Source organism: Cellulosimicrobium marinum (genome assembly GCF_020551945.1).
GTDB classification, from domain to species: domain Bacteria; phylum Actinomycetota; class Actinomycetes; order Actinomycetales; family Cellulomonadaceae; genus Cellulosimicrobium; species Cellulosimicrobium marinum.
Map to the genome: position 1 here is coordinate 755,271 of NZ_JAJBZH010000001.1, position 25,828 is coordinate 781,098.

General features: G+C 76.3%; 17 protein-coding genes. 15 read left to right on the forward strand and 2 right to left on the reverse strand.

The window, feature by feature from the left end; translation table 11 throughout:
• Nucleotides 1–23: 23 nt before the first annotated feature.
• The 6 genes from LGQ04_RS03490 (at nucleotide 24) to LGQ04_RS03515 (ending at nucleotide 9,872) form a co-directional block, all read left to right on the forward strand.
• Complete coding sequence (locus LGQ04_RS03490; RefSeq protein WP_229242222.1) at nucleotides 24–1,772, forward strand: ABC transporter ATP-binding protein/permease; 1,749 nt, start codon at nucleotides 24–26, stop codon at nucleotides 1,770–1,772.
• Complete coding sequence (locus tag LGQ04_RS03495) at nucleotides 1,769–3,586, forward strand: ABC transporter ATP-binding protein (RefSeq protein WP_229242223.1); 1,818 nt, start codon at nucleotides 1,769–1,771, stop codon at nucleotides 3,584–3,586. Before LGQ04_RS03490 ends, LGQ04_RS03495 begins: the two co-directional genes overlap by 4 nt.
• A gap of 222 nt (nucleotides 3,587–3,808) precedes the next feature.
• Nucleotides 3,809–6,046 carry a YcaO-like family protein gene (locus tag LGQ04_RS03500; RefSeq protein WP_229242224.1) on the forward strand — a complete coding sequence of 746 codons (2,238 nt, stop codon included), beginning with the start codon at nucleotides 3,809–3,811 and terminating at the stop codon, nucleotides 6,044–6,046.
• Nucleotides 6,043–7,863, forward strand: coding sequence for a YcaO-like family protein (locus LGQ04_RS17615; protein WP_229242227.1), 1,821 nt, complete (start codon nucleotides 6,043–6,045; stop codon nucleotides 7,861–7,863). Before LGQ04_RS03500 ends, LGQ04_RS17615 begins: the two co-directional genes overlap by 4 nt.
• A gap of 203 nt (nucleotides 7,864–8,066) precedes the next feature.
• On the forward strand, nucleotides 8,067–9,455 hold the full coding sequence (gene aztD, locus LGQ04_RS03510; RefSeq protein ID WP_229242229.1) for a zinc metallochaperone AztD: 1,389 nt from the start codon (nucleotides 8,067–8,069) through the stop codon (nucleotides 9,453–9,455).
• 135 nt (nucleotides 9,456–9,590) lie between these two features.
• Nucleotides 9,591–9,872 carry an HU family DNA-binding protein gene (locus LGQ04_RS03515; RefSeq protein WP_229242230.1) on the forward strand — a complete coding sequence of 94 codons (282 nt, stop codon included), beginning with the start codon at nucleotides 9,591–9,593 and terminating at the stop codon, nucleotides 9,870–9,872.
• 108 nt (nucleotides 9,873–9,980) lie between these two features.
• Here the strand turns inward: LGQ04_RS03515 and LGQ04_RS03520 are convergent, their stop codons facing one another.
• On the reverse strand, nucleotides 9,981–10,352 hold the full coding sequence (locus LGQ04_RS03520; RefSeq protein ID WP_229242232.1) for a hypothetical protein: 372 nt from the start codon (nucleotides 10,350–10,352) through the stop codon (nucleotides 9,981–9,983).
• A gap of 153 nt (nucleotides 10,353–10,505) precedes the next feature.
• Between LGQ04_RS03520 and rpmF the strand changes: the two genes are divergently transcribed.
• The 3 genes from rpmF to LGQ04_RS03535 all read left to right on the forward strand — a co-directional run bounded on the left by rpmF (nucleotide 10,506) and on the right by LGQ04_RS03535 (nucleotide 15,983).
• A complete protein-coding gene (gene rpmF / locus LGQ04_RS03525; RefSeq protein WP_229242233.1) occupies nucleotides 10,506–10,676 on the forward strand; it encodes a 50S ribosomal protein L32 in 171 nt (56 codons plus the stop codon).
• A 52-nt stretch (nucleotides 10,677–10,728) separates the two neighbouring features.
• Nucleotides 10,729–12,003 carry a YibE/F family protein gene (locus tag LGQ04_RS03530; RefSeq protein ID WP_229242235.1) on the forward strand — a complete coding sequence of 425 codons (1,275 nt, stop codon included), beginning with the start codon at nucleotides 10,729–10,731 and terminating at the stop codon, nucleotides 12,001–12,003.
• An 86-nt stretch (nucleotides 12,004–12,089) separates the two neighbouring features.
• Entirely contained in the window at nucleotides 12,090–15,983 is a 3,894-nt protein-coding gene (locus LGQ04_RS03535; RefSeq protein WP_229242236.1) for an SCO7613 C-terminal domain-containing membrane protein, read from the forward strand.
• Nucleotides 15,984–16,000: 17 nt separating this feature from the next.
• On the opposite strand, the gene LGQ04_RS03540 is transcribed toward LGQ04_RS03535, so the two are convergent.
• Complete coding sequence (locus tag LGQ04_RS03540) at nucleotides 16,001–16,474, reverse strand: Lrp/AsnC family transcriptional regulator (RefSeq protein WP_229242238.1); 474 nt, start codon at nucleotides 16,472–16,474, stop codon at nucleotides 16,001–16,003.
• Between the two features lie 270 nt (nucleotides 16,475–16,744).
• On the opposite strand from LGQ04_RS03540, the gene LGQ04_RS03545 reads away from it, so the two are divergent.
• From LGQ04_RS03545 to LGQ04_RS03570, 6 genes are read left to right on the forward strand one after another with little or no spacing between them, the layout of a single operon-like run.
• Nucleotides 16,745–17,953 carry a thiamine pyrophosphate-dependent dehydrogenase E1 component subunit alpha gene (locus LGQ04_RS03545; RefSeq protein ID WP_229242396.1) on the forward strand — a complete coding sequence of 403 codons (1,209 nt, stop codon included), beginning with the start codon at nucleotides 16,745–16,747 and terminating at the stop codon, nucleotides 17,951–17,953.
• Nucleotides 17,950–18,981 (forward strand): alpha-ketoacid dehydrogenase subunit beta, encoded by a 1,032-nt coding sequence (locus LGQ04_RS03550; protein ID WP_229242239.1) that lies wholly within the window; start codon nucleotides 17,950–17,952, stop codon nucleotides 18,979–18,981. Before LGQ04_RS03545 ends, LGQ04_RS03550 begins: the two co-directional genes overlap by 4 nt.
• Entirely contained in the window at nucleotides 18,981–20,564 is a 1,584-nt protein-coding gene (locus LGQ04_RS03555) for a dihydrolipoamide acetyltransferase family protein (RefSeq protein WP_229242241.1), read from the forward strand. The genes LGQ04_RS03550 and LGQ04_RS03555 overlap by 1 nt, the downstream gene beginning before the upstream one ends.
• Nucleotides 20,561–22,180, forward strand: coding sequence for a carboxyl transferase domain-containing protein (locus LGQ04_RS03560; protein ID WP_229242242.1), 1,620 nt, complete (start codon nucleotides 20,561–20,563; stop codon nucleotides 22,178–22,180). The genes LGQ04_RS03555 and LGQ04_RS03560 overlap by 4 nt, the downstream gene beginning before the upstream one ends.
• Nucleotides 22,177–24,561, forward strand: a complete 2,385-nt coding sequence (locus LGQ04_RS03565) for an acetyl/propionyl/methylcrotonyl-CoA carboxylase subunit alpha (RefSeq protein ID WP_372469920.1) — start codon at nucleotides 22,177–22,179, stop codon at nucleotides 24,559–24,561. Before LGQ04_RS03560 ends, LGQ04_RS03565 begins: the two co-directional genes overlap by 4 nt.
• A complete protein-coding gene (locus tag LGQ04_RS03570) occupies nucleotides 24,558–25,733 on the forward strand; it encodes an acyl-CoA dehydrogenase family protein (RefSeq protein WP_229242245.1) in 1,176 nt (391 codons plus the stop codon). Before LGQ04_RS03565 ends, LGQ04_RS03570 begins: the two co-directional genes overlap by 4 nt.
• Nucleotides 25,734–25,828: the final 95 nt, after the last annotated feature.

Consider the following 25,828-nt stretch of genomic DNA (forward strand, 5'->3'; position numbering starts at 1 on the left):
ACCATGTCCGAGAGCGCACGACGATGAGGCCCGACTCCGTCCACCTCCGCCTGCTCGGCCTGCTGGGTCCGCTCCGCCGGACGCTGGTCGGGCCGTTCCTCCTCGGCCTGCTCGTCTCGTTCCTCCTGCTCGCGCAGGCGTACGCGACGTCGCGGATCTTCGTCGCGCTCTTCGCCGACCCGGTCGGCGAGACCGGGCCGTGGCTCGCGCTGCTCGTCGTGCTGCTCCTCGTGCGGCCCGGCGTCGCGATCGCCCGCGAGCGCCTGTCGGTCCTCGCGATGACGCGCGTGAAGTCCGACCTGCGCGCCCGGGTCCTCGACCGGCTCGCCGCGCGGGGGCCCGTGCCGCTCGCCCGCGAACGCACCGGGCACGTGCAGTCGCTCCTCGTCGACGGCGTGGAGAACCTCGACCCGTACTTCAGCCGGTACGTGCCGCAGGTCGGGATCGTCGCGGCGAACACGGTCGTCGTCGTCGCGATCCTGGCCGTCGTCGACCCGGTGGTCGCCGCCGCGGTCGGCGCGTGCGCGGTCGCGGTCCCCCTGCTCCCGCGGGCGTGGGACGCCGTGCTCGCGCAGCGCGGCCGGTCCCACTGGGAGGCCTACTCGGGCCTGCACGCCGAGTTCGTCGACTCCCTGCGGGCGATGACGACGCTCAAGGCGATCGGTGCGGTCGAGCGGCGTCAGGCCGCGCTCGGCGACGCGTCCCGGAGCCTGCTCGCGCGGACCATGACGCAGCTCAAGGTCTCGCTCGTGGAGTCCGGCATCTCGGCGTTCGCGCTCGTGCTCGGCCCGCTCGTCGCCGTCGTCGTGAGCCTCGCCCGGATCCGCTCGGGGGCGCTCGACCCCACGGACGTGTTCGTCGTCAGCCTCCTCACGTTCGAGCTGTTCCGCCCGTTCCGCGAGCTGTCCGCCCACTGGCACGCCGGGTACCTCGGGGTGTTCGCCGGGCAGCAGGTCCTCACCGTCCTGGACCAGCCCGCGGTCCCGGCGCCCGCGCGTCCCGCGACGCTGCCCGACGCGCCCGGCCTCGCCGTGGAGCTCGACGACGTCCGCTACACCTACCCCGACGCCGCCCGTCCCGCCCTCGACGGCGTCTGCCTCCACGTCCCCGCCGGGTCGACCGTGGCGCTCGTGGGACCGAGCGGGTCCGGCAAGTCGACCGTCGCGGCGCTCCTGGCCCGGTTCGCGCTCCCGGACGCGGGGACCGTGCGCGTGGGCGGCGTCGCGACCGCCGACCTCGACCCGGCGACGTGCGTGCGCGCCGTCGGCCTCGTGCCCCAGACGCCCGTGCTGTTCCACGGCACGCTGCGCTCCAACCTGCTCGACGGCGCCCCCGACGCGTCGGACGCGGACCTCGCCGAGGCGGTGGCCGTCACGGGCCTCGACCAGCTCGGCGACGGGGACGCGCTCGCCGCCCTCGACCGGTCGGTCGGGGAGCGCGGCGCGCTGCTGTCCGGGGGGCAGCGCCAGCGCGTCGCCGTCGCGCGCCAGCTCGTGCGCCGCACGCCCGTCCTCGTGCTCGACGAGGCGACGTCCGCCCTCGACGTGCGCGGCGAACGCACCCTGCTCGACGCGCTCGCCGCCGCCCGCCCCGCCCAGACGCGCCTCGTCGTCGCGCACCGGCTCGCCGCGGTGCGGGACGTGCCGACGATCGTCGTGCTCGCCGACGGCCGGGTCGCCGAGGTGGGCGACCACGACACCCTGCTCGCCGCGGGAGGGCGCTACGCCGCGATGTCCCGGCACCAGGAGCGATCCGTGGCGGTGGACGCATGAGCGCCACGACCGGCACCACCGCGACGACCGGCACGACCGCGACGACGTCGCGCGCGCTCGTCGCCGAGGTGCTGCGCCTGCGGCACCTGCTGTCCGGCCAGCGGGCCCTGTTCGTCGCGTCCGTCGCCCTGCTCGTCGCGATGCAGCTCTGCGCCGCCACGGTCTCCGTGCTCACCGCGTGGACGACGGCGCGGATCGCCGCCGACCACCTCGACTGCGTGACGCTCTGGCTCGTCCTGCTCGCGATCGCCGTCACGGGCCTCGGGGTGCTCACCTGGCTCGAGTCCTGGTGGTCCCACGTGCTCGCCTACCGCGTGCTGTCGACCATGCGCCTCGCGCTGCACGCCGCGATCGGCCGCATCGCCCCCGGCGGGCTCGCCGGCCGCCGCACCGGCGAGGTCGCGGGCGCGGCGATCAACGACGTCGAGCAGCTCGAGTGGTTCTACGCCCACACGGCGGGCGCGTCCGTCGCGGCGCTGCTCAGCCCGCTGGCCATGGTCGGGACCGCCGTCGCCCTCACGGGCCCGGCCGGGCTGCTCCCCGCCGCGGGCCTCGTCGTGCTCCTCGTGCCGCTGTGGTTCCTCGGCCCCGTGCAGGCGCGTCAGGGGGAGCGCGTGCGTGCCGAGCTGTCGGCGCTCAAGGCCGACACGCTCGAGGGCGCACAGGGCCTGCGCGACCTCCTCACCCTCGGCGCGGCCGGACGCCAGTCCGACGTCGTGCTGGAGCGCACCGCCGCCCTGCAGCGCGCACGGCTCACGTTCACGGTGCGCGCCGGGGCCGAGTCGGCGCTCGCGGACCTCGTCATGGCGTCGGTCAACGTCGGGATGCTCGCGCTGCTCGGCGCGCGCGTGCGCGACGGGTCCCTCGACCCCGTCGTGGTGCCCGTCGCCGTCGTGCTCGTGCTCCACACCTTCGCACCCGTCACGGGCGTGTACGCGATGTGGCAGCGGCTCGGCGAGATGGCCGCCGCGGCCCGCCGCGTCGACGACGTGAGCCGCGCGCCGTCGCCCGTCGACGACTCCGCGGCCACGTCGGAGCCGTTCGACGGCGCGGGCGACGTCGAGCTCGTGGGGGTCCGCGCGGGGTACGGCGACCGGGAGGTGCTGCACGACGTCGACCTGCGCGTCCCGCAGGGCCAGACCGTCGCGCTCGTCGGCGCGAGCGGCGCGGGGAAGTCGACGCTCGTGCACCTGCTCGTGCGGTTTGCCGAGGCCGACGCGGGCGTCGTGCGGGTCGGTGGGCGCGACCTGCGGACCGTCCCGGCCGACCGCGTGCGCGAGCGGGTCGTCCTCGTGCCCCAGACGTCGTACGCGATGCGCGCCACCCTGCGCGAGAACCTGCTCCTCGCACGCCCGACGGCGAGCGACGACGACGTCCTGCGCGCCCTGCGGGACGCGGCCCTCGGCGACCTCGTCGACACGCTCGACGGCGGCCTCGACGCGCCGCTCGGGGAGGGCGGCGGCACCCTGTCCGGCGGCCAGCTCCAGCGCCTCGCCATCGCCCGTGCGCTGCTGCTCGACCCGGCCGTCCTCGTCCTCGACGAGCCCGTCGCCCACCTCGACGCGCTCGCCGAGGCCGAGCTCAACGCGTCGCTGCGGCGCACGCGGCCCGGGCGCACCACGCTCGTCGTCGCGCACCGCGTCTCGACCATCCGTGCCGCCGACCGCGTCGTCCTGCTCGACGACGGCCGTGTCGTCGCCGACGGCACGCACGAAGACCTGCTGGCCACGTCGCCGGAGTACCGGCGTCTGGTCAGCGAGGAGACCGCGACCCCGACCGGGGACGCGGACGCACCACAGCCGCAGAGGGGGTGAATCACATGTCGATCGAGATCACGGAGGTCGTCGCGCAGGTCGAGGAGGACGCGATCCTCGCGCCGAACTCGCACAACCACGGCCACACCACGACCGTCTTCGCCTGGAACGCCTGAGCCAGGTGACGACGGGGGTCGGGCTCGCCGCCGACGCAACCGGCGGCGAGCCCGACCCACCCATCGTCCACCCGACCCGCACCACCGACCGCCCGGAGGGGCCGCCATGACGACCACCACCCCCACGCCCGTCCGGACCGCGGTCGAGCTGCGCCCGCTGCCCGGCGGGCGCACCCTGCTCACGACGCCCGGCTCGCGCCACTTCACGCTCGGGACGAGCGCGGGCGACGCGCTGCGCCTGCTCGACGCCGCCGCGCACCCGGAGCGCGCCTCCGTCGCCCTCCCCGACGGGTGGCCCGAGGCGGCCCGCGCGATCGCGGGGCTCCTGGAGCGCGTCGGCACCGAGAGGGCCGACGGGGCCGACGAGAGCCCGGCCGACGTCGCGTCGGCGGAGGTCCCCGTCCGGCTCCCCGACGGCGAGCGCTGGGTCCTGTACGGCGACGCGGGGGTCGTCGCGGCACTCGTGGCCGCGGTCGACCCCGCCGACCTCGGGGGTCCGGACCCGCGCGTCGAGACGGCGACCGGGGCCCTCCACGAGGCGGTGCACCGCGCGTTCGCGCGCGGCGCCGTCCTGCTCGTCGCGCAGCGGGGCCACAGCGCGACGACGTTCGTCGCGGCCGACCGGGCGTGCGCCGACGCGCGCGTGCCCTGGGTGCCCGTCGTGCTGGAGCGCTCGCGCGTCGAGGCCGGGCCGTGGGTCACGCCGGGTGTCGGAGCGAGCTACGAGGACTACCTCGCGCGCCGGATCGCCGCGGGCCCCGACGACGAGACCGAGCGCGCGCTCGTCACGCCATCCCTGACCGGCGACTGTGGCGCCGACCCCGAGGCGCTGCCGGCGGCGTTCGCGACCGTCGCCGCGCTCCTCGTCGGCGACGCGCGGGTGCGCGGCGGCGACACGGTCGTCGCGACGGGCCCCGGCGCGCCCGACGTCGAGCACCACCCCGTCCTCCCGCTGCCCGGCCCGCGCCGCCACCACCGCGACCGGGCGCCGTCGGACCTCGCCGACCCGCTCACCGGGATCGTCACCCGGGTGCGCTCCATCACCCACCACCCGTCGGTGCCCGCGTCGCTCGCGACCGTCCAGGCCGACGTGTGCACCATGCGCCGCGTGTCGCGGTGGGCCAACAGCACGTCGTGCCAGGGCAGCGCGTTCGGCGACCCCGCGTCGGCGCGCGCCGCGGCCCTCGGCGAGGCCGTCGAGCGCTACTGCGGCAACATGCTCGACACGCTGCCCGTCGAGCACGGGTCGTGGACGGAGCTGTCCCGCCGCCCGGTCGGGCGCGTGCTCCACCCCGACGATCTCGTCCTCTACTCCGACGCGCAGCACGCCGCGCCCGGGTTCCCGTTCGTCCGGCTCACGCCCGACCTCCCCGTGCACTGGGTGCCCGGCCGGTCCCTCACGCACGACGAACCGGTCTGGGTCCCGGCCTCGCTCGTCTACGTCAACTGGTTCACGGCGGGCTACTCCGCCGCGCCCGTGACGAACTTCTGCCCGTTCGCGGGCATCGCGGCCGGCCCGACGTGGGAGTACGCGGTGACGAGCGCGCTCGAGGAGGTCGTCGAGCGGCACGCCACGATGGTGTGGTGGCTCAACGGGCAGCCGCTCGACGCCGTCGACCCCGGCCCGGAGCTCTCCGCGCTGTGGGACGACGTGCGCGGGCACGGCCAGCGCCCCGGCCTCGTCGCGCTCGACAACGAGTTCGGCATCCCCGTCGCCGCGGGAGTCCTGTGGAACGACCACGACGACCTGCTCAACATCGGCTTCTCCGCGCGTGCCGACCTGCGCTCGGCCGCGCTCAAGGCCTGGACGGAGTCGCTCACCCTGCAGGAGGGGTCGCGCGACCTGCTCGCGCGCGACGGCCGGCACTGGGGCGCGATGCGCCGCGGCGCCCTCAACGGCCGGTCCTTCAAGCCGTGGCGTGCGGACCGCCGCTACCTCGACGACTTCCGCGCCGACATGCACGACTGCGACGACCTCATGGTGCAGCAGCAGGTGCACCTCGACCCGCGCTCCCTCGACCGCGTCCGGCCGATCGTCGACACCCCCGTCCGCCGGACCCTCGACGACGTCCCGTCCCTGCCCGCCCGCTCCCTGGAGCACTACCTCGACCGGGTCCACGCGCTCGGTCACGAGGTGGTCGTCGTCGACATCACCTCGGCCGACGTCGCGGCCACCGGGCTGCGCGTCGTGCGCGTCGTCGTGCCCGGCACCGTCGGCAACGCGCCCGCCGCGTTCCCGTTCCTCGGCAAGGGCCGCGTGCAGGACCTCGCGGTCGAGCTCGGCTGGCGCGAGCGCGCCCTCGCCGAGGACGAGCTCAACGTCTTCCCCCTCCCGCACGCGTGAGCCGCCACGCGCACGTCGCGGCGCTCGGCGACGGCCTCGTCGTCACCGTGGGGGAGCGGGTCGTGCGCGTCGCGGTGTCCGCCGCGCGGCTCGGCGACGACGGCGTGCGCGACGACGTGCGCGCGGCCCTCGAGGGCCGCCTCGGCCCCCTCGCGACGTGGCCGCCGGACGAGCCCTCCGAGGAGACCGTGTGGTGGTGGGGCGGGGCGTGGTACGCGTGCCGCGCCGCCGACGCCGACCTGGCGCGCCGGGTCGTGCGGACCGGCGCGCCCGACGCCGCCACCGCGCAGGCTTGGGACGCCCGCGCCCTCGATCTCGGACCGGACCTCGGACCGGACCTCGGCCTGCAGGTGCGGCCGGACCCGGACCGCGCGACGGCGCTCGCGGCCTCCCGGACCGTGGCGCCCGGGTCCGTGGTGCGGTGCGCGGACGGTCGCACGTCGCTCCACGCGGTCGCGCCGTGGCCCGACGTCGACCCGGTCAGCGGCGTCGCCCGTGCGGTCCTCGTCCGCCCGCACGACCTCGGACTGCCCACGGCGTTCCGGCACGTCCAGGCCGTGCTGCCGCGCACCGAGCTCGGCTGGCCGACCTGGCAGGCCGACCGCCTCGCGCAGACGGGCGTCCTCGTCGGGCCGGACGACGACGCCGGGCGGCTCGTCCACGACGCGGCGCTCGACGCGGCGGTCGCCCACCTGGGCGGGCCGTGGACGGGCGCGGCGCCGGTGCGCACGGCGTCGGTCGCGGACCTGGCCGGGGCGGGTGAGCGGTTCGTCGCGCCGGAGCGGCTCGCCGTCGTCGACCCCGCGGTCGTCGCCGACCCCCGGTCACCCCTCGTCGCGCTCGACCCGGCGCGGCCGCTCGCGTGGGTGCGCGGGCACCGGGTGCGGGACGACGCCCCGACGTGGGTGCCGCTCCGGTTCGCGCACACGGTGCACGGCGTCGTCGCGGACCAGCCGCCCTCGGCCTTCCACAACCTCGCAGGGGCCGCGGCCGCGACCACGCGCGACGAGGCCGTGCACCGGGCGCTCGGCCACGTGGTCTCGCACGACGCCGTCGCCCGGTGGTGGCGCCGCGCCGACGCCCCGCCGCCCGCGGAGATCGCCGTGCCGGACGCGCTGCTCCGGCTGTGGGACGACGCGACCGTCGAGCTCGCGCTCCACCGGCTCCCCGGGCCGCCCGGCTGGGACGTCGTCCTGGCCGTCGTGCGGGACACCGTCCGCGGGCTGCGCGGGCTGGGCCACGCTGCCGGTCCTCTTGCCGAACATGCAGCAGGTCCTGCGGGCGAGCACCGCGGGGCCGTGGACGTGGCCCGACGCGCGGCCGCCGACGCCCTCGTCCAGCTCACCTCGGCCCGCGACCTCGCGCGCGCGGACAGCCGCATCAGGAACGCGGTGGACCGTGGTCTCGGTGTCGTCGCCGGGCTGCTCGACCACCGCCCGTCCCGGGACCACCTCGACGACGTGCCGCTCCTGGACGACGTCGCGGGCGGACGGGTCCGGCCCCGCGCGCTCGACCCGCTCGTGCACGTCCAGGTCGGCCTGGACCCGCGCGTCGTCGAGCACCTGGAGACCCGGCTCGGCCGTGGCCCGCGGGTTCCCGCAGGCGTGGCCCTGCCGGCCGGCGACGCGGCTCGCCCCGACGAGGCCGCCGACCCCGGCGAGGCCGTCCGCGTCGACATCGCGCCGCCGGTGCTCGGCCCCGGTCGGGCGGCCGTCCGGGTCCTGGTCGCGGGCGCGCTCCGGCTCGAACCGGCCGCGTTCCCGGTCGTGACGTCCGCCGAGGGTGTGCCGGAGACGGTGCCGTACCCCGGGTGGTGACCGGCGGCAGCGGTCCCTCGTCAGCGTCCTCGGGGGCGGCTCGGTGCTCCTCGCCGTGGTCGTGGCCGCGCACGCGTGGGCGCAGTGGCGAGAATGAGAATGATTCCAAGTTCTGTTACTGTCGAGAACGAGTCGCCTTCTCAGGCACCCGTCCCCCCGAAAGGAGTGGGCTCCGCCGCGCCCTGCGCGGGGCCCGACCACGCATGCGCCACACCACCCGCACCCGTCGGCCGCTCGCGGCCGTGGGCCTCGTCCTCCCGCTCGCGCTCCTCGCGGCCTGCTCGGGCGGCGACCAGGCCGCCGAACCGTCGGCGAGCGAGACCACGACCGAGGCCGCGCCCACCGAACCGACCGAGGCGGCCGCGCGCAGCCCGCGCCTCGCCGTCACCTACGACGGCGGCATCCAGGTGCTCGACGCCCAGACGCTGGAGGTCGTCGGCGAGCTCGAGCTCGACGGTTTCAACCGGCTCAACGGCGCAGGCGACGGTCGTCACCTCTACGTCTCCACCACCGGCGGGTTCCAGGTGCTCGACGCGGGCGCCTGGGCCGAGCCGCACGGCGACCACGACCACTACTACACGGCCGCCCCGCAGCTCACGGACGTGGTGGTCGACGCCGAGAAGCCCGGCCACGTCGTCGTGCACGGCGGCCGCACCGCGCTGTTCGACGACGGCACGGGCCAGGTGACGGTCCTCGACTCGTCCGCGGTCGCCGACGACGCCGCCGAGACGCGCGAGCTCACCACCCCCGAGGCGCACCACGGCGTCGCCGTCGAGCTGTCCGACGGCACGCTCGTCGTCTCGGAGGGCACGGAGGACGCGCGGACCGGCATCCGGGTGCTCGACGCGGACGGCACCGAGACCGCCTCCTCGGACGAGTGCCCCGGCGTGCACGGCGAGGCCGTGGCCGCCGACGAGGCCGTCCTCGTCGGCTGCGAGGACGGCGTCCTGATCGTCAAGGACGGCGCGATCACCAAGGTCGCGAGCCCCGACGCCTACGGCCGCATCGGCAACCAGGCCGGCAGCGAGGAGTCCACGGTCGTCCTCGGCGACTACAAGTCGGACCCCGACGCCGAGCTCGAGCGCCCGACGCGCGTCTCCCTCACCGACACCGCGACCGGCGAGCTCACCCTCGTCGACCTCCCGTCGTCGTACACGTTCCGCTCGCTCGCGCGCGGTGCCGAGGGCGAGGGCCTCGTGCTCGGCACGGACGGCCAGATCCACGTCATCGACCCGGCGACGAAGGAGCTCGTCCGGTCGATCCCGGTGATCGACGCGTGGGAGGAGCCCGAGGAGTGGCAGTCGCCGCGCCCCGCGATCTTCATGCTCGACGGCTCGGCCTACGTGACCGACCCCGCGAACCGGGCGATCCACGCCGTGGACGTCGAGACGGGCGAGGTGTGGAACTCCGTCGAGCTCGAGGTGGAGCCCAACGAGATCAACGGCGTGTCCGGTGACGTCGAGCACGGCGAGGACGAGCACGGCGAGGACGAGCACGCCCACGAGGACGAGGAGCACGCGGACGAGGAGCACGCGGACGAGGAGCACGCCCACGAGGGCGAGGAGCACGACCACGAGCACGCCGACGAGTGACGCGCCGCGTCAGGTCGCGCGAAACTCCGCGTGTTCCCTAGTGTTGTCCCCGGTGCACGGCCTCGCGGCTGGCACACTGAGACCGTGACGACGTGCGGTGACCACCGGGCGTCGTGAACCGAAGAAGGGATCCGCATGTCGCTCAACAAGTCCGAGCTCGTCTCGGCCATCGCCAGCAAGTCCGGCCTGACCAAGGCCGACGCCGAGAGCGCCCTCAACGCGTTCCAGGAGGTCCTCGTCGAGTCGCTGGGCAAGGGCGAGGCCGTCAAGGTCACGGGCCTCCTGTCCGTCGAGCGCGTCGAGCGTGCCGCCCGTACGGGCCGCAACCCCCGCACGGGTGAGGAGATCTCGATCCCGGCCGGTTACGGCGTGAAGATCAGCGCCGGCAGCCTGCTCAAGAAGGCCGTCGCCAAGTGACGTCCCGCTGACCGCGCCCTCTCGGCCGGTCGGCGTGCCGAAGGCCCGGACCCATGAGGGTCCGGGCCTTCGTCGTCCTGGCAGGGCTCGTGGTGCTGTCCCGAGTGTTCAGGCGTGCACGACGTCCGCGAGGATCCCGGCCTGGGTGAGCCGCGTGCCGACGGCCTGGTCGACCTCGGCGAACACCGTGTTCGACCGCGAGACGCCGACGGCGCCCGCCATCGCGCCGTGGCCCGTGTCGCGCTGCACCCGGGCGACGAGGGAGTCGCCGTGCTGCATGAACGTCACGGTGAACTCCATGTGCTGGTGCTTGCCGGCGAACGCGCCGAGCCAGAACGTCCGCGTCTTGCTGCCGCGCGAGACCGTCCAGCGGCCGTCCGCGCCGGTCGCGATCGCGAAGCCCTGGTCGTGCAGCGCGGCGGCGAGCTCGTGGCGGGCGGCGTCGTGGTCGCCGGAGAGGAAGTAGTCGACGGTGGCCATGGTGGCTCCTCGGGTGCGTGGGGCGCGGTGCGTCCGGACGGCGGCGTCGCGCGGGCGCGCGGCGAGGGGATGCTATCGCTCGACGGTCTCCCATCTTGATAACCGTTCTCGTTCTGCCTAGGCTGTCCTCCGACCCCTCCGGAAGGACCACCCGTGGCCGTGCCCAAGCGCAAGCTCTCCCGCTCCAACACCCGCGCCCGTCGCTCGCAGTGGAAGGCCCAGGTGCCCCCGCTCGTGACCGTCGTCGTCGACGGCCGCGAGGTCACCGTGCCGCGCCGCCTCGTCGCCGGTGTGCGGCGCGGGCTCGTCACGCCCCCGGAGTGACCGACGGCGCGGGGTCGTCCGCGCGCACCCGTCACCGTGGCAGCATCGTCCGGTGACCGAACCGACCACCCGGCGCGAGGCTCGTGACATGGCCCGCCGCAGCGGGCCCGGCCCCGTCCACGGGCACGCGCACGGCCCCGCCGCCCCGACGACGCGCCGCGTGCGCCTCACGCTCGCGGCGCTGCTCGTCCCGCTCCTGCTCGGCACGCTCGCCGGGCTCGTCGCGCTGTGGCCGGCCGCGGACGACGTCCCCGACCGCATCCCCGTCGCCGCCGAGGGCAGCACGATCCTCCGCGGGACCGTCACCGGGCCCGTCGACGAGGCGACGTCGTCGGTGCCCGCACGGCTCGACGACGGGTCGCGCGCGGGCGGCGAGGACGTCGGCGGCGACGAGATCACCGTCCAGGCGCCGCCGGAGTACGTCGCGTTCGGGTTCGAGACCGGCGACCGCCTGCGCGTGCTCTACATCGAGGGCGCCGAGGCGGGCGGCGGCACCCCCTACGTGTTCCTCGACTTCGAGCGCGGTCTGCCCATCGGGATCCTCGCGGCGGCGTACGCGCTCGTCGTGCTCGCGGTCGCGCGGTGGCGCGGCCTCGCGGCGCTCGCGGGCCTCGCCGGGGCGTTCGCCGTCATCGGGTGGTTCACGCTCCCCGCGTTGCTCACCGGCCAGGACGCGCTCGGCGTCGCGCTCGTCACGTCCTCGCTCGTCATGTTCGTCGTGCTGTACGTCGCGCACGGCTTCTCCGCCCGGACGTCGACGGCGCTGCTCGGCACCCTCATCGGCCTCGCCCTCACGGCGCTGCTCGGGTCGTGGGGGTCCGGGGCGTCGAACATCACGGGCCTGACGTCCGAGGAGTCGCTGTGGATCCCGCAGTACGCGCCCGCGCTCGACATCCAGGGCGTCGTGCTGTGCGGCATCGTCCTCGCCGGGATGGGCGTGCTCAACGACGTCACCATCACGCAGGCCTCCGCCGTGTGGGAGCTGCGCGCCGTCGCGCCGCACGCGAGCCGGTTCGAGCTCTTCACGCGGGCCATGCGCATCGGCCGCGACCACATCGCGTCGACGGTCTACACGATCGCGTTCGCCTACGTCGGCGCGGCGCTGCCGCTGCTCATGGCCGTCTACCTCTCCGACCAGGGCATCGCGACGAGCCTCACGTCCGGGGAGATCGCCGAGGAGGTCGTGCGCACCCTCGTCGGGTCCATCGGGCTCGTGCTCGCCATCCCCGCGACCACGGCCATCGCCGCCGTGACCGTCCCCGGCGCGACGGCCGCGGCGCCCGTCCTCGTCGGCACGGTGGAGGTCCCGTCGCGCCCCGGTCCGTGAGCCACGCCGGACCCTTCACGGGACCGCCACGCGACCCCCTGTGGACACCGGCCCGCCGCGCGCCGGTCTCCGCCAGGATGTGCCGCATGAGAGAGCCGTGGGTCGACGCCGCACTGGTGCGGCTGCCCGACACCCGTTCGTGCCCCGCGTGCGCCGCGCCACTGCGCTCGACCCGGTGCGACCGGTGCCGGCTGGACCTCACCGGTCCGCTCGCGTTCGAGGTCGCCGACGCGTCGACCGACGCCGTCGAGGCCCTGGCCCGCCGACAGCAGGCCCTCGACGCGCTCCGCGCCGCGCAGCCCGACGCCGCGGCGTGGGCCGCCGCTCCGCCGCCCCCTCGTCCGGCCCACCCCCGTCCGCTGCAACCGCGCCCACCGCACCTTCCTCCGCCGCACCCCGGTGCGTACCGCCCCGGTCCGCCGCCGCGACCCGTCGGCCCTGCCCGGAGCGCGACCGGGGTCGCAGCGCCCGCTCGGAGCGCGGCCGGGACCGGGACCGGGACCGCGGTGCCCGCCCCGAGCGTCGGGCTGCAGCCGGTCCTCGCCGCCGCGGGCGCCGGCCTGCTCGCCGTCGCCGTCGTGGTCTTCGTCTTCTTCACCTTCGGGGACGCGCTCGCGCTGCGGGCGGTCGCCACGGGCGTCGTCACCGTCCTCACGGTCGCGGCGGCGGTCGGGCTGCGTCGCGCCGGGCTGAGGTCGTCCGCCGAGGCGGTCGCCGCCCTCGCCGTGGTCCTCGCCCTGGTCGACGCCGAGCTCGCGCTGCAGGCGGGTCTGCTCGCCGGGGCCGACCCGGTGCTCGCCCGTTCGGTCACCCTCGGCGTGGTCCTCGTCCTGCTCGGCGTCGCCGGGGACCGGGCGCGCGTGCGTGCCTGGGTGGCGGCCGCCGTCGTGCTCGCCCCCGTGGTGCCCCTCCTCGCGGGGGCCGCGGGCGGGCGCGCGTGGTCGTGGACGCTCGGTCTGCTGGCGGCGGCGCTCACCACGTGCCTGGGCGACGCCGTCGCCCGGCGGGCCGCACCCCGGGTCGGGCGCGAGCTCGCCCGCGAGCGTGCCGCCGCCGTGGTGTGGCGTGCGGTCCTGCTCCCCGTCGCGGTGGTCGTCGCGCTCGGCGCGCCCTCGCCCGGGACCGACACGCGGGTCGTCGCGGCCGGCCTCCTCCTCGCGTGCGCCGTGACCGCCGCGACGCTGCGCGTCGTCACGCACGAGCGGCCCTGGGTCGCGGCGACCGGCGTCACCGCCGTCCTCGCGGGCGGGCTCGCCGGCGCCACGGCGAGCGCGTGGTGGGTCGCGCTCGTCCCGGCGGGAGCGCTGCTCGCCTGGGCCGCGGTCGTCGGCCTGAGCGGACCGCGCGCCGTGGTGGCGCTCCGTCGCGGGGCGCCGCTCGCGGCCCGGACCCGCACCGACCTCGTGCTGGGCGGCCTGGCCGTCCTCGGCGTGCTCGGTCTGCCCGCCGTGTCCGGCCTCGCGGCGCGCGTCCTCGACGTGCTCGCCGGGTCCCTCACGGGCACGACGGCGACCCTCGGCCCGGCCCCGCTCGGCACCGGGGCCGCGTGGGCCCTGCCGGTCGGCGGCGTCGGTTCCCCGCCGAGCGCCGTCACGGCCGTGCACCTCGGCCTCGTCGTGCTGGTCGCGGCCTCGGTGGTGGCGGGGCGGACGCGACTCGGGGTCGTGCGCGCCGTCGGACGGGGCGCCGCGCCCTGGCTCACCCTCGCCCTGCTGCTCGGGCTCGTGCTCGACCCGCGGCTCGCCGGCGTCACCTCGCTCGTCCTCCTCGTCGTGCTCGCCGTCGCGGCCCTGGTCGGCGCGACCCGGGGCCCCGTCGCGCGCGCCGCGGCGGGGTCCGGTTTCGTGCCCTGGCGGGCGGCCGCGGTCACCGGCACGTTCGTCGCGACCGGTCTCGTCCTCGCCGGGTCGTGGACGTCGCGGCCCACCGCCCTGCTCGGCGGCGTCGCCGTCGGCGGTCTCCTGCTCGCCGCGCGGGCCGCCGTGCCGCGCGCCGCGCACGCACCGCTCGTCGGTGTCGCGTACGGGTACGCGCTCGTCGTGCTCGGCGTCGGGCTCGGCTGGGCCGGGTTCACGGGCGTCGCGGCGTCGTGCACCGTCGCCACGGTCGCGGCCCTGACCGCGCTCGTCGTGACCCTCGCCCGACGCGTCGGGACCACGACCTGGTGGGCCGTCCTCGGGGTCACGGCCCTGCCGTTCGCGCTCGGCGTCGCGACCGTCGTCGTGGAACGGAGCTGGTGGTCCGTCGTGGCGTGCGCCGCGATGATCGGGCTCGAGGCGGTCCTCGTGCTGACCCGTCGTGCGGGTGCGGTCCCGGCGCTGCGCGTCCTCGCGGCCGGGCTCGCGCTGCCCACCGCGGCCGTCGCCGTCGTGAGCGCCGGGGCGATGCTCGTCCCCGGCAGCGGGTCGCCCGTCGTCCTGCCGGTGGTCGCCGCGCTCGTGGCGGCCGTCGCGGCGTCGGCCCGGGGCGTCGGGGAGGCCGTCGGCACGCGCGCCGCGACGGCTCCCGGGCCCGTCCGGGTCGTGCTCGAGACGAGCGCCGCCGTCACCGGGGCGATCGCCGTCGGGCTCGCCTACGGGCGGCCTGCGGCCGGGCCCGAGGTCGCCGTGGCCGTCCTGCTCCTCCTCGCCGCGGGCGCGGGCGTCGTCGCCCGCAACCCCGACCGTCGCGCCGCGTGGTGGCTCACGGCCTCCCTCGCCACGGTCGCCACGTGGACGGCGCTCGGCGCTGCGGGCGTCGGCGTCGTCGAGGCGTACACGGCACCGCCCGCTCTCGCCGCGGTGCTCGTCGGGACGCTGCTCGTGCGTCGCGCGGCGAGGGTGCGCCGCGCCCTCGACCTCGCGACGGCGGGCGCCGTGCTCCTCGTCGCGCCCTCGCTGCTCGTGCTCGCCGCGACCGACCGTGCCGGTGACGTGCGGGCCACGCTCCTCGTGAGCACGGCGGGCGCGACCGTCCTCCTCGCGGCGCTCGCCGCCCGGTCGCTCCCCGTCCCGCCCGCCACGGCGCGCGTCGTCGTGCTGCGCCTCGCCGTCCTCGCCGTCCTCGCCGGGGCGGCCGGGACGGTCGAGGCCGTCCACGTCGCCGGCCTTCCCGGCGGCGGTGCCGTCTTCGCCCTCGGGGCGGCATGGTCCTTCGCCGGTGGTGCGGTGGCCGGGGGCGCCGGGCTCCTCGCGCAACGGACCGCGACCCCGCGGTGGCGCCCCGGGCTGCACCGCTGGGCGCTGGCACCGGCGCTCGTGCTCGTCGTCGTGGGGGTCGTCGTCGGCGTGCGGCCCGTGTGGGGAGCGATCGCGACGGTGTGGGCCCTCGAGGTCGCGCTCCTCGTGCTCCTGGTCCTCTGGGTGCGTCGCGCGCTGCGCGGCGTGGCCGACCTGCCGCCCGCCTGGTTCACGTGGCTCCTCGCGCTCGTCGCCGCGATCGGCGCGTGGTCCCCGCGCGAGCTGCGCGTCGAGGTGTTCTCCCTGCCGCTCGGCGCGGGGCTGGTCCTCGCGGGCTACCTCGCGCTCGTCGCCCACCCGGCGACCACCGGCGCGACACCTCCGGCGGGCCACGACGCGCCCCGGCCGGGGTCGGCTACCGGGCCGGGTAGCGGGCTGCGGCCCGGCCCGTGGCCGCTCGGGCGGGTCGGTTCGTGGGCGCTGCTCGCGCCGGGCATCCTCGCGACCCTCGGCCCGTCGGTCCTCGCCACGTACACCGACGCGCGGACCTGGCGCGCGATGCTCGTCGTCGTGCTCGCGCTCGCCGCCGTCCTGATCGGCACCCGCAAGCACCTCGCCGCGCCGTTCCTGCTCGGCGTGGCGGTACTCCCGGTGGAGATCCTCGTCGTGTTCGTGTCCCAGCTCGGGACGCGCATCTCGGCGGGGCCGTGGATGCTCACGCTCGCCGCCGCGGGCGGTCTGCTGCTCATCATCGCGACGTACTACGAGCGACGGATCTCCGCGTTCGGCGGCGCGGCGGCGTACGTGCGCGACCTGCGCTGACCGGGGGTCGGCGGCGACTACCGGGCCCGGCGCTGCTTCTCGATGAGCGGTCGCAGCCGGTAGGGGATGAGCTCGCCCATCGACAGCGACGTCTCGGTGCGCTCGACGCCGTCGATCGCGAGGATCGCCGCGTCGATGCGGAACAGGTGGTCGGTGTCGCGGCACGCCACGGTGACGCGCAGGTCCGCCGTGCCGCTGCGCCCGTGGGCCTGCACGACCTCGGGGATGCGCGCGACGTCCTCGACGATGCGGGCGAGCTCCTTCTGCCGCACCTGCACCTCGACGAACGCGGTGAGCGGGTGGTCGAGCACGTGCGGGTCGATGCGGCGGTCGAGCGCGAGGAACGCCCCCTCCGCCTCGAGGCGCGCGAGCCGTGCGGCGACGGTGTTCCGGGAGATCCGCAGCCGGTCCGCGAGGGCGACGGTCGTCGCCCGCGGGTCGTCGGCGAGCGCGAGGAGGAGGTCGAGGTCGACAGCGTCGGCGCTGTGCATGCTGCGCACCCTAGCATCGTGACGCCGGTCACACTGCGCAACGTGTCGGGCGTCGGTGGAGCCATGTGCCAGGCCGGGGCTACGTTCGCCCTACCCGGTCCTCGACGGTGAGGTCCGGCTCCCAGCGGTACTCGAAGGCGAGGTGGCATGGTGGCCAGCGAACCTGCGGTGCGGACCGGTGCGACGGTGGAGACCCTGCCGGAGCAGCGAAACGGTCATCGGGCGGAGACCCCGCGCGACGCACGAGCAGAGCGGTACGAGCAGGACGGGGTGCCCACGGTGCGCCTCGTCGACGAGGACGGCGTGCGCCGCCCGGACCCGGAGCACGACCGGTGGCTCGCGGACCTCGACCCGGGCTCCGGCGACGAGGACGCCCCCGCCGCGGCGCGCACCGCGCTCCTGCGGCTCCACGAGGACATGGTCGTGGCGCGGCGTCTCGACGCCGAGGCGACCGCCCTGCAGCGGCAGGGCGAGCTCGCGCTGTGGCCGCCGCTGCTCGGTCAGGAGGCGGCGCAGGTCGGGTCGGCGCGTGCGCTGCGCGACGACGACTTCGTGTTCTCCACCTACCGCGAGCACGCGGTCGCGTCGGTGCGCGGCGCGTCCCCGGTCGACCTCGTGCGCGTGTGGCGCGGCGTCACGGTCTGCGGGTGGGACCCGTACGCGATCGGCATGGCGTCGCCGCAGGTCATCATCGGCGCGCAGGCCCTGCACGCGACCGGCTGGGCGATGGGCGTGCAGCTCGACGTCGACGCCGGCCGCGTGGACCCGGCCGACCTGCCCGTGGGCGTCGCGTACGTCGGCGACGGCGCGATGAGCCAGGGCGACGTCAACGAGGCGTTCGTGTTCGCCGCGACCTACCGCTCCCCGGTCGTGTTCGTGTGCCAGAACAACCAGTGGGCCATCTCCGAGCCCGTCGCGCTCCAGTCGCGCGTCCCGCTCGTGCAGCGGGCGAGCGGGTTCGGCATGCCGGGCGTGCGCGTCGACGGCAACGACGTGCTCGCCGTCCTCGCCGTCACCCGCGCGGCCCTCGACCGGGCGCGGCACGACGGCGGCCCCACCCTGGTCGAGGCCGTCACCTACCGCATGGGCCCGCACACCACCGCCGACGACCCGACGCGGTACCGCGACGCCGCCGAGCTGGAGGCGTGGACGCGCCGCGACCCCGTGGCCCGGTTCGAGGCGTACCTGCGCGGGGCCGGGGTCCTCGACGACGCCGCGGCCGAGCAGGTGCGCGCCGTCGCCGACGCGGCGGCCGCCGCGCTGCGCGCCGGGTGCGTCGCGCTCGACGACCCGCCGCCGCTGTCCCTGTTCGACCACGTCTACGCCGAGCCGCACGCGCCCCTCGCGCGCGAGCGCGCCGCCTACGGCCGCTACCTCGCGTCGTTCGAGGAGCCCGGGGACGACGGCGGCGCCGCGGACGACCCCGGCGACCGGGCGGCGTCGGGCACGGCGGGCTCGCCGGAAGGAGCGGTGCGATGACGACGACGCTCACGCTCGCGAAGGCGCTCGGCGCGGGGCTGCGCCGCGCGATGACGGACGACGACCGGGTCGTCGTCATGGGGGAGGACGTCGGCCGGCTCGGCGGCGTCTACCGCGTGACCGACGGCCTGCAGGCCGAGTTCGGGCCGCGCCGCGTGCTCGACACGCCGCTCGCGGAGTCGGGGATCATCGGGACGGCGGTCGGGCTCGCGATGCGCGGGTACCGGCCGGTGTGCGAGATCCAGTTCGACGGGTTCGTGTTCGTCGCGTTCGACCAGATCGTGTCGCAGCTCGCCAAGATGCACGCCCGGACCGGCGGCCGGGTGCGGCTGCCGATCACCATCCGCATCCCCGTGGGCGGCGGGATCGGCGCGGCGGAGCACCACTCGGAGTCGCCCGAGGCGCTGTTCGCGCACGTCGCGGGCCTGCGGGTCGTGTCCGTCGCGAACCCGCAGGACGCGTCCACCGTGCTGCGGCAGGCGATCGCGTGCGACGACCCGGTGATCTTCTTCGAACCGAAGCGCCGCTACCACCTCAAGGGCGAGGTCGAGGAGATGCCGCTCGCGCTCGCACCGCCGATGGACCGCGCGCACGTCGTGCGCGAGGGCCGCGACGTCACGCTCGTCACGTGGGGCGGGCTCGTCGGCACGGCCCTCGACGCCGCCGTCGCCGCGTCCGACGAGGGCGTGTCCGTCGAGGTGATCGACCTGCGGTCGCTCTCGCCCATGGACCACGACACCGTGGCGGCGTCGCTGCGCCGGACCGGGCACCTCGTCGTCGCGCACGAGGCCCCCGGGCACGCCGGGCTCGGCGCGGAGATCGCCGCGACCATGACCGACCGGTGCTTCGAGTACCTCGAGGCACCGCCTGTGCGGGTCACCGGGCACGGCATGCCGTACCCGCCCGCCCGCTCGGAGAAGCACTACCTGCCCGACCTCGACCGGATCCTCGACGGCGTCGACCGCGTCCTCGGGCGCGGCGCGCACGCCCCGGCGGGGACGCTCGTGGGGGAGGGGGTGGCCCGGTGATGGCGACACGCGAGTTCCGTCTCCCCGACCTCGGCGAAGGGCTCACCGAGTCCGACATCGTCGTGTGGCACGTCGCCGCCGGCGACCGGGTCGAGCTCAACCAGGTCATCGCCGAGGTCGAGACGGCCAAGGCGCTCGTCGACCTGCCGTCCCCGTACGCGGGCGTCGTCGCGACGCTCCACGCGGTCGAGGGCCAGACGGTCAGCGTCGGCGACCCGATCGTCACGTTCGAGGTCGACGACCCGGCGGCTGCTGGGGCGGAGCCCCCACCTGCCGAACCCGGGGTTGCTCGGCAGGATCCGTCGTCGGTGCCGGGCAACCCGGGGTTCGGCGACGTCGTCGAGACGGACGTGCGCGACGTCGTCGAACCGAACCTCGTCGGGTACGGCGCGCAGCCGGACAGCACCGGCCGCCCGGCGCGGCGACGCCGCGCGCCCGCGCCGGTCCGTGCCGAGCCCTCGCGGGGCGACACCCCAGGTGCCGAACCCCGGGTTGAACGTCACGCAGGGTCCGTTCTGCCGAACAACCCGGGCTTCGGCGGCGAGGGCGCGCCCCCCGTGCCCGACGCCGCGCGCGAGCGTCCGCGGTCCACCCCGCCCGTGCGGGCTCTCGCCAAGAAGCTCGGCGTGCACGTCGAGCGTGTCGAGGGCACCGGGCCGGACGGGCTCATCACCCGCGCGGACGTGCTCGCCGCGGTGAGCTGCCACCGCGACGTCGGCCCGACCCGGCCCTCCGCACCGCCCGCAGCGCGGCCTGACCGACCCGTTCCCGTCGACGAGCGACGCCCCGACGGCGTCGAGCGCGTCCCCGTGCGCGGCGTGCGCAAGCACACCGCGGCGGCGATGGTGAGCAGCGCGTCCACGGCACCGCACGCGACGGTGTTCCTCACCGCCGACGTCACGCGCAGCGTCGAGCTGCTCGACCGCCTGCGCACGCACCGCCTCGCGCGCGGCACCCGGGTCACGGTCCTCGCGCTCGTCGCCCGGGCGCTGTGCGTCACGCTGCCGCGCCACCCCGACCTCAACGCCGCGTGGCACGACCTGCCCGACGGCTCGGCCGAGATCTGGCGGCACGAGCGCGTGGACCTCGGGATCGCGGTGGCGTCGGAGCGCGGGCTCGTCGTGCCGCACGTGCCCGACGCGTCGAGCCTCGACCTCGTGGCGCTCGCGGACGCGCTCGCGGACCTCACGGCGACGGCCCGCGACGGCCGGACCGCGCTCGAGCGGCTGTCGGGCGGCACGATCACGATCACGAACGTCGGGGTGTTCGGCGTGGACTCGGGCACGCCGATCCTCGTGCCGGGGGAGGCGGCGATCCTCGGGCTGGGTGCGGTGCGCCGTCGGCCCTGGGAGCTGGACGGCGAGGTCGCGCTGCGCGACGTCGTGACGCTGAGCCTGTCGTTCGACCACCGGGTCGTCGACGGGGAGCAGGCCGCGCGCTTCCTCGCGGACCTCGGCGCCCTGCTGGAGGACCCGGCGCTCGCGCTCCTCGCGCAGCCCGCGCGCCGAGCCCCGGGTTCGTCGGCAGACGGGCCGGATCCTGCCGAGCGACCCGGGGTTCGGCAGGACGGGGTGACCGCGTGACCGTCCTGACGACCGCCGTCGACCCGGGCTCGGGGACCGCCCGGGCGAACGACGCCGCGCAGCGCGCCCTCGCCGACGACCTGCGCGAGCGCACCGCGACCACCGCGAGGGGCGGTCCGGCGTCGGCGCGCGACCGGCACGTCGCGCGCGGCAAGCTCCTGCCGCGCGACCGCGTCGACCGCCTGCTCGACGAGGGCAGCCCGTTCCTCGAGATCGCACCCCTCGCCGGTCACGGCGTGGACGACGGCGCGTGGCCCGCCGCGGGCGTCGTCGCCGGGATCGGCGTGGTCAGCGGCCGGCAGGTCATGGTCGTGTGCAACGACGCGACCGTGAAGGGCGGTACGTACCACCCGCTCACGGTGAAGAAGCACCTGCGCGCGCAGGAGGTCGCGCTCGAGAACCGGCTGCCGTGCGTCTACCTCGTCGACTCGGGCGGCGCGTTCCTGCCGCGTCAGGCCGAGGTGTTCCCCGACCGCGACCACTTCGGGCGGATCTTCTACCACCAGGCCCGGCTGTCGGCGGCGGGGATCCCGCAGATCTCCGCGGTGCTCGGGTCGTGCACCGCGGGTGGCGCGTACGTGCCCGCGATGAGCGACGAGACCGTGATCGTGCGCGACCAGGGCACGATCTTCCTCGGCGGCCCGCCGCTCGTGAAGGCGGCGATCGGCGAGGTCGTCACGGCCGAGGAGCTCGGCGGCGGCGAGCTGCACGCCCGCCGCAGCGGCGTCGTCGACCACCTCGCCGAGGACGACGACGACGCGCTCGACACCGTGCGCCGCATCGTCGCGACGCTCCCGCCCGACCCCGCGCCCGCGTGGGACGTCGCGCCGGGCGAGCCGCCCGCCGTCGGGCAGGAGACGCTGTACGGCGCCGTCCCGACCGACGTCCAAGCCCCCTACGACCCGCGGGAGATCGTCGCGCGCCTCGTCGACGGCAGCCGCTTCGACGAGTTCAAGCGCGAGTACGGCGACACGCTCGTCACCGGGTTCGCGCGCCTCCACGGCCACCCCGTGGGGATCCTCGCCAACCAGGGCGTGCTGTTCGGCGCGTCCGCGCTCAAGGGCGCGCACTTCGTCGAGCTGTGCGACCAGCGCGGCATCCCGCTCCTCTTCCTCCAGAACATCTCGGGCTTCATGGTCGGCACCGACGCCGAGGCCGGGGGCATCGCGAAGGACGGCGCGAAGATGGTCACCGCCGTCGCGACCACCCGCGTCCCGAAGCTCACCGTGATCGTCGGCGGGTCGTTCGGGGCGGGCAACTACTCGATGTGCGGGCGCGCGTACTCCCCGCGGTTCCTCTGGTCGTGGCCCGCCAGCCGCATCTCCGTCATGGGCGGCCCCCAGGCCGCGTCCGTCCTCTCGACCGTCAAGCGTGACCAGCTCGCTGCCCGCGGCGAGACGTGGGACTCGGCCGAGGAAGCCGCGTTCGCCGACGGGATCCGCGCCGACTACGACGCCCACGGAAGCCCCTACTACGCCACCGCCCGCCTCTGGGACGACGGCGTCATCGACCCCGCCGACACGCGCCGCGTCCTCGGCCTCGCCCTCGGCGTGTGCGCCCGCACACCCCTCGCCCCGCTCGACACCGGCCCCCGGTTCGGGCTCTTCCGGATGTGAGGCCCGTGCTCACCACCGTCCTCGTCGCCAACCGTGGAGAGATCGCCTGCCGCGTCATCGGCACCCTCCGGCGCCTCGGCCTCCGGTCCGTCGCCGTGCACTCCGACGCCGACGCCGACGCGCGCCACGTGCACGAGGCCGACCTCGCCGTCCGGATCGGGCCGGCCCCCGCGACGCAGTCGTACCTCGACGTCGACGCCGTGATCGCCGCCGCCGTCGCCACCGGCGCCGACGCCATCCACCCCGGCTACGGCTTCCTCTCCGAGAACCCCGCCCTCGCCACCGCGTGCGCGCGGGCCGGGATCACGTTCGTCGGGCCCGGCGTCCACGCCCTGCAGACCATGGCCGACAAGCTCGCCGCCAAGCACCTCGTCGCCGCCCACGGCGTCCCCGTCGTCCCCGGCGCCGGCGAGCCCGGCATGCCCGACGACGCGCTCGCCGCCGCCGCCGACGACGTCGGCTACCCGCTGCTCGTCAAGCCCTCCGCCGGGGGCGGCGGCAAGGGCATGGTCGTCGTCCGGACCGCCGCCGACCTGCCCGGCGCGCTCGCGTCCGCGCGCCGCGTCGCCGCCGCGTCGTTCGGCGACGACACCCTCCTCCTCGAACGACTCGTCGAGACACCGCGGCACATCGAGGTGCAGGTCCTCGCCGACACCCACGGGAACGTCGTCCACCTCGGCGAGCGGGAGTGCACCCTCCAGCGCCGCCACCAGAAGGTCGTCGAGGAAGCACCGTCGCCCCTGCTCACCCCTGCCGCGAGAGACCGCATGGGCCGGGCCGCGTGCGAGGTCGCCCGGTCCGTCGGGTACGTCGGCGCCGGGACCGTCGAGTTCCTCGTCCCCGGCGCGTCGCCCGACGAGTTCTTCTTCATCGAGATGAACACCCGCCTCCAGGTCGAGCATCCCGTCACCGAGATGGTCACCGGCCTCGACCTCGTCGACCTGCAGCTCCGGGTCGCCGCGGGGGAGCCGCTGCCGCTCGCCCAGGACGACGTCGTGCTGCGCGGCCACGCCGTCGAGGCCCGCGTCTACGCCGAGTCGACCGCGCGCGGGTTCCTCCCCGCCACCGGGACCGTCCTCGTGTACGACGACGCCGGGGCCGGCTCCGGGCCCGACGCCTCGCCGCTGCGCCTCGACTCGGGCGTCGAGCGGGGGAGCGTCGTCGGCGGGCACTACGACCCGATGCTCGCGAAGGCCGTCGCCTGGGGCTCGACCCGCGACGACGCCGTCGACCGGCTCGACGGGCTGCTCGCGCGGACCGTCGTGCTGGGGGTCGAGACGAACGCCGCGTTCCTGCGGTCGTTGCTCGCGGACGGTGATGTGCGCTCCGGGCGGCTCGACACTGGCTTGATCGACCGCCTGGTTCAGTCCGGCGAGGACCGGGGGAGGGGCCGCGCCGTCGACCATCCGCGCCCTCGTTCCTCGGGCGCTCCCGCCAGGCCCGACCACGACGGCGCGACCCCTCCCCCGCACCTCGCCTCCGACCTCGGGTCGCCGTCCGATCACGACGGCGCGCACACCCCCGCCCCTCTCGCCGCGGCGGCACTGTTCGTGGCCGACCATGCGGTTTCGCGCGCCGAGCATGGGGTTGACGCCCGGTTCGGGGTCGAGGTGGGCGACAACCGCATGGTCGGCGGGGCGGGGGGCGGCGATCCGTGGCAGGTCCGGGACGGGTGGCGGCTCAACGCGGTTCCGGCGGCGCGGGTCGTCGCGCTGCGCGACGTCCTCGACCCTGCCGGGCCCGCGCACGAGGTGCGCGTCACGGGAACGGTGGCGGGCGCCGTCGTGCACGGGAGCACGGGCGAGGACACCTGGACCGTCCGCGCGTCGCTCGTGCCCGACGACGCACGGTCCCCCCACGCGGTCGGCGTGCCCGACGGCGCGTGGTGGCTCACGGTCGACGGCGTGCGGGAGCGCGTCCGCCTGGCGTGGCAGCCCGCGGCCGACGGTGAAGCCGGCGTCGTGTGGCTGCACCGCGACGGGCGCACGTCCGCCTGGGCGGCCCCCGACCGGGCCGAGCGTGCGGCGCGGGCGCGGGACGAGCGCCGTCGGGCACGCACGGGCACGACCGCCGCGACCGACCCCGAGGTGCGGGCCGCGATGCCGGGGACCGTCGTCGCGACCGCGCCCGACGGCGAGCACGTCACCGCCGGGGCGGCCGTCGTCACCGTCGAGGCCATGAAGATGGAGCACCCCGTCCTCGCACCGCACGACGGGGTCGTCCGCCTCGCCGTCCGGGCGGGCGAGCAGGTGCGCCGCGACCAGGTCGTCGCCGTCGTCGAACCCCAGGGACGGCGGACCCCCGAGGACACCACCCCCGACGTCGGCACGGCACACCCCGCCGTCACGACGCCCACCTCCGACACCCGAGGAGCATCATGATCGAGGTCGACGCCCTGCTCACCGACGAGCAGGCCAAGCTGTACCAGGTCGTGCGGGACTTCGCCGACGACGTCGTCGCGCCCGCCGCCTACCGGTACGACACCGAGCGGCGCCTGCCCGTCGAGATCATCGCGCAGATGGGCGAGCTCGGGCTGTTCGGGCTCCCGTTCCCCCGTGACGTCGGGGGGCAGGGCAAGGACTACGTGTCGCTGTGCCTCTCCGTCGAGGCGCTCGCCCGGGTCGACCAGTCGATCGCGGTGACCCTCGAGGCCGGGGTGGGGCTCGGCGTCGTGCCGATCTACCGGCACGGGACGCGCGAGCAGCAGGAGCGCTGGTTGCCCGACCTGCTCGCCGGGCGCGCGCTCGCGGCGTTCGGGCTCACGGAGGCGCAGGCCGGGTCCGACGCGGGCGGCACCCGGACGACCGCGCGGCTCGACGGCGACGAGTGGGTGATCGACGGGTCGAAGCAGTTCATCACCAACTCCGGCACGCCCCTCACGAGCCTCGTGACGATCACGGCGGTCACGGGGGAGTCCGAGGGCCGGGACGGCGAGGTGCGCAAGGAGCTGTCCAGCATCATCGTGCCCGCGGGGACGCCGGGGCTCGACGTCGGGCCGGCGTACGACAAGGTCGGGTGGCACACGTCCGACACGCACCCGCTCACGCTCACCGACGTGCGCGTGCCCGAGGGCAACCTGCTCGGCGAGCGCGGGCGCGGGTACGCCAACTTCCTGCGCGCGCTCGACGAGGGCCGCATCGCGTTCGCCGCGCTCGCGACCGGCGCCGCGCAGGGCTGTCTCGAGGAGGCGCTGCGGTACGCCCGCGAGCGCGTCGTGTTCGGGCGCGCGATCGGCGAGAACCAGCACGTCGCGTTCACGCTCGCGCGCATGCAGGCCCGCGTGCACACCGCCCGCCTCGCGTGGCTCGACGCCGCGCACAAGCTCGTCGCGGGCAAGCCGTTCAAGGCAGAGGCGTCCGTCGCGAAGCTCGTCGGCGCCGAGGCGGCGATGGCGAACGCGCGTGACGCGTCGCAGGTCTTCGGCGGGTACGGCTTCCTCAACGAGAACGCCGTCGCACGGCACTACCGTGACGCGAAGGTGCTCGAGGTCGGCGAGGGCACCACCGAGGTGCAGCTCATGATCATCGCGAGGAACCTGGGCCTGGAGGCCTGACGGGCCCCTCGCCGAACACGAGGTTGCTGACGTTATCCGGGGCAGAACGACATCAACCTCGTGCTCGGCAGCGAGCAAGGTCGTGTTCGGCGGGT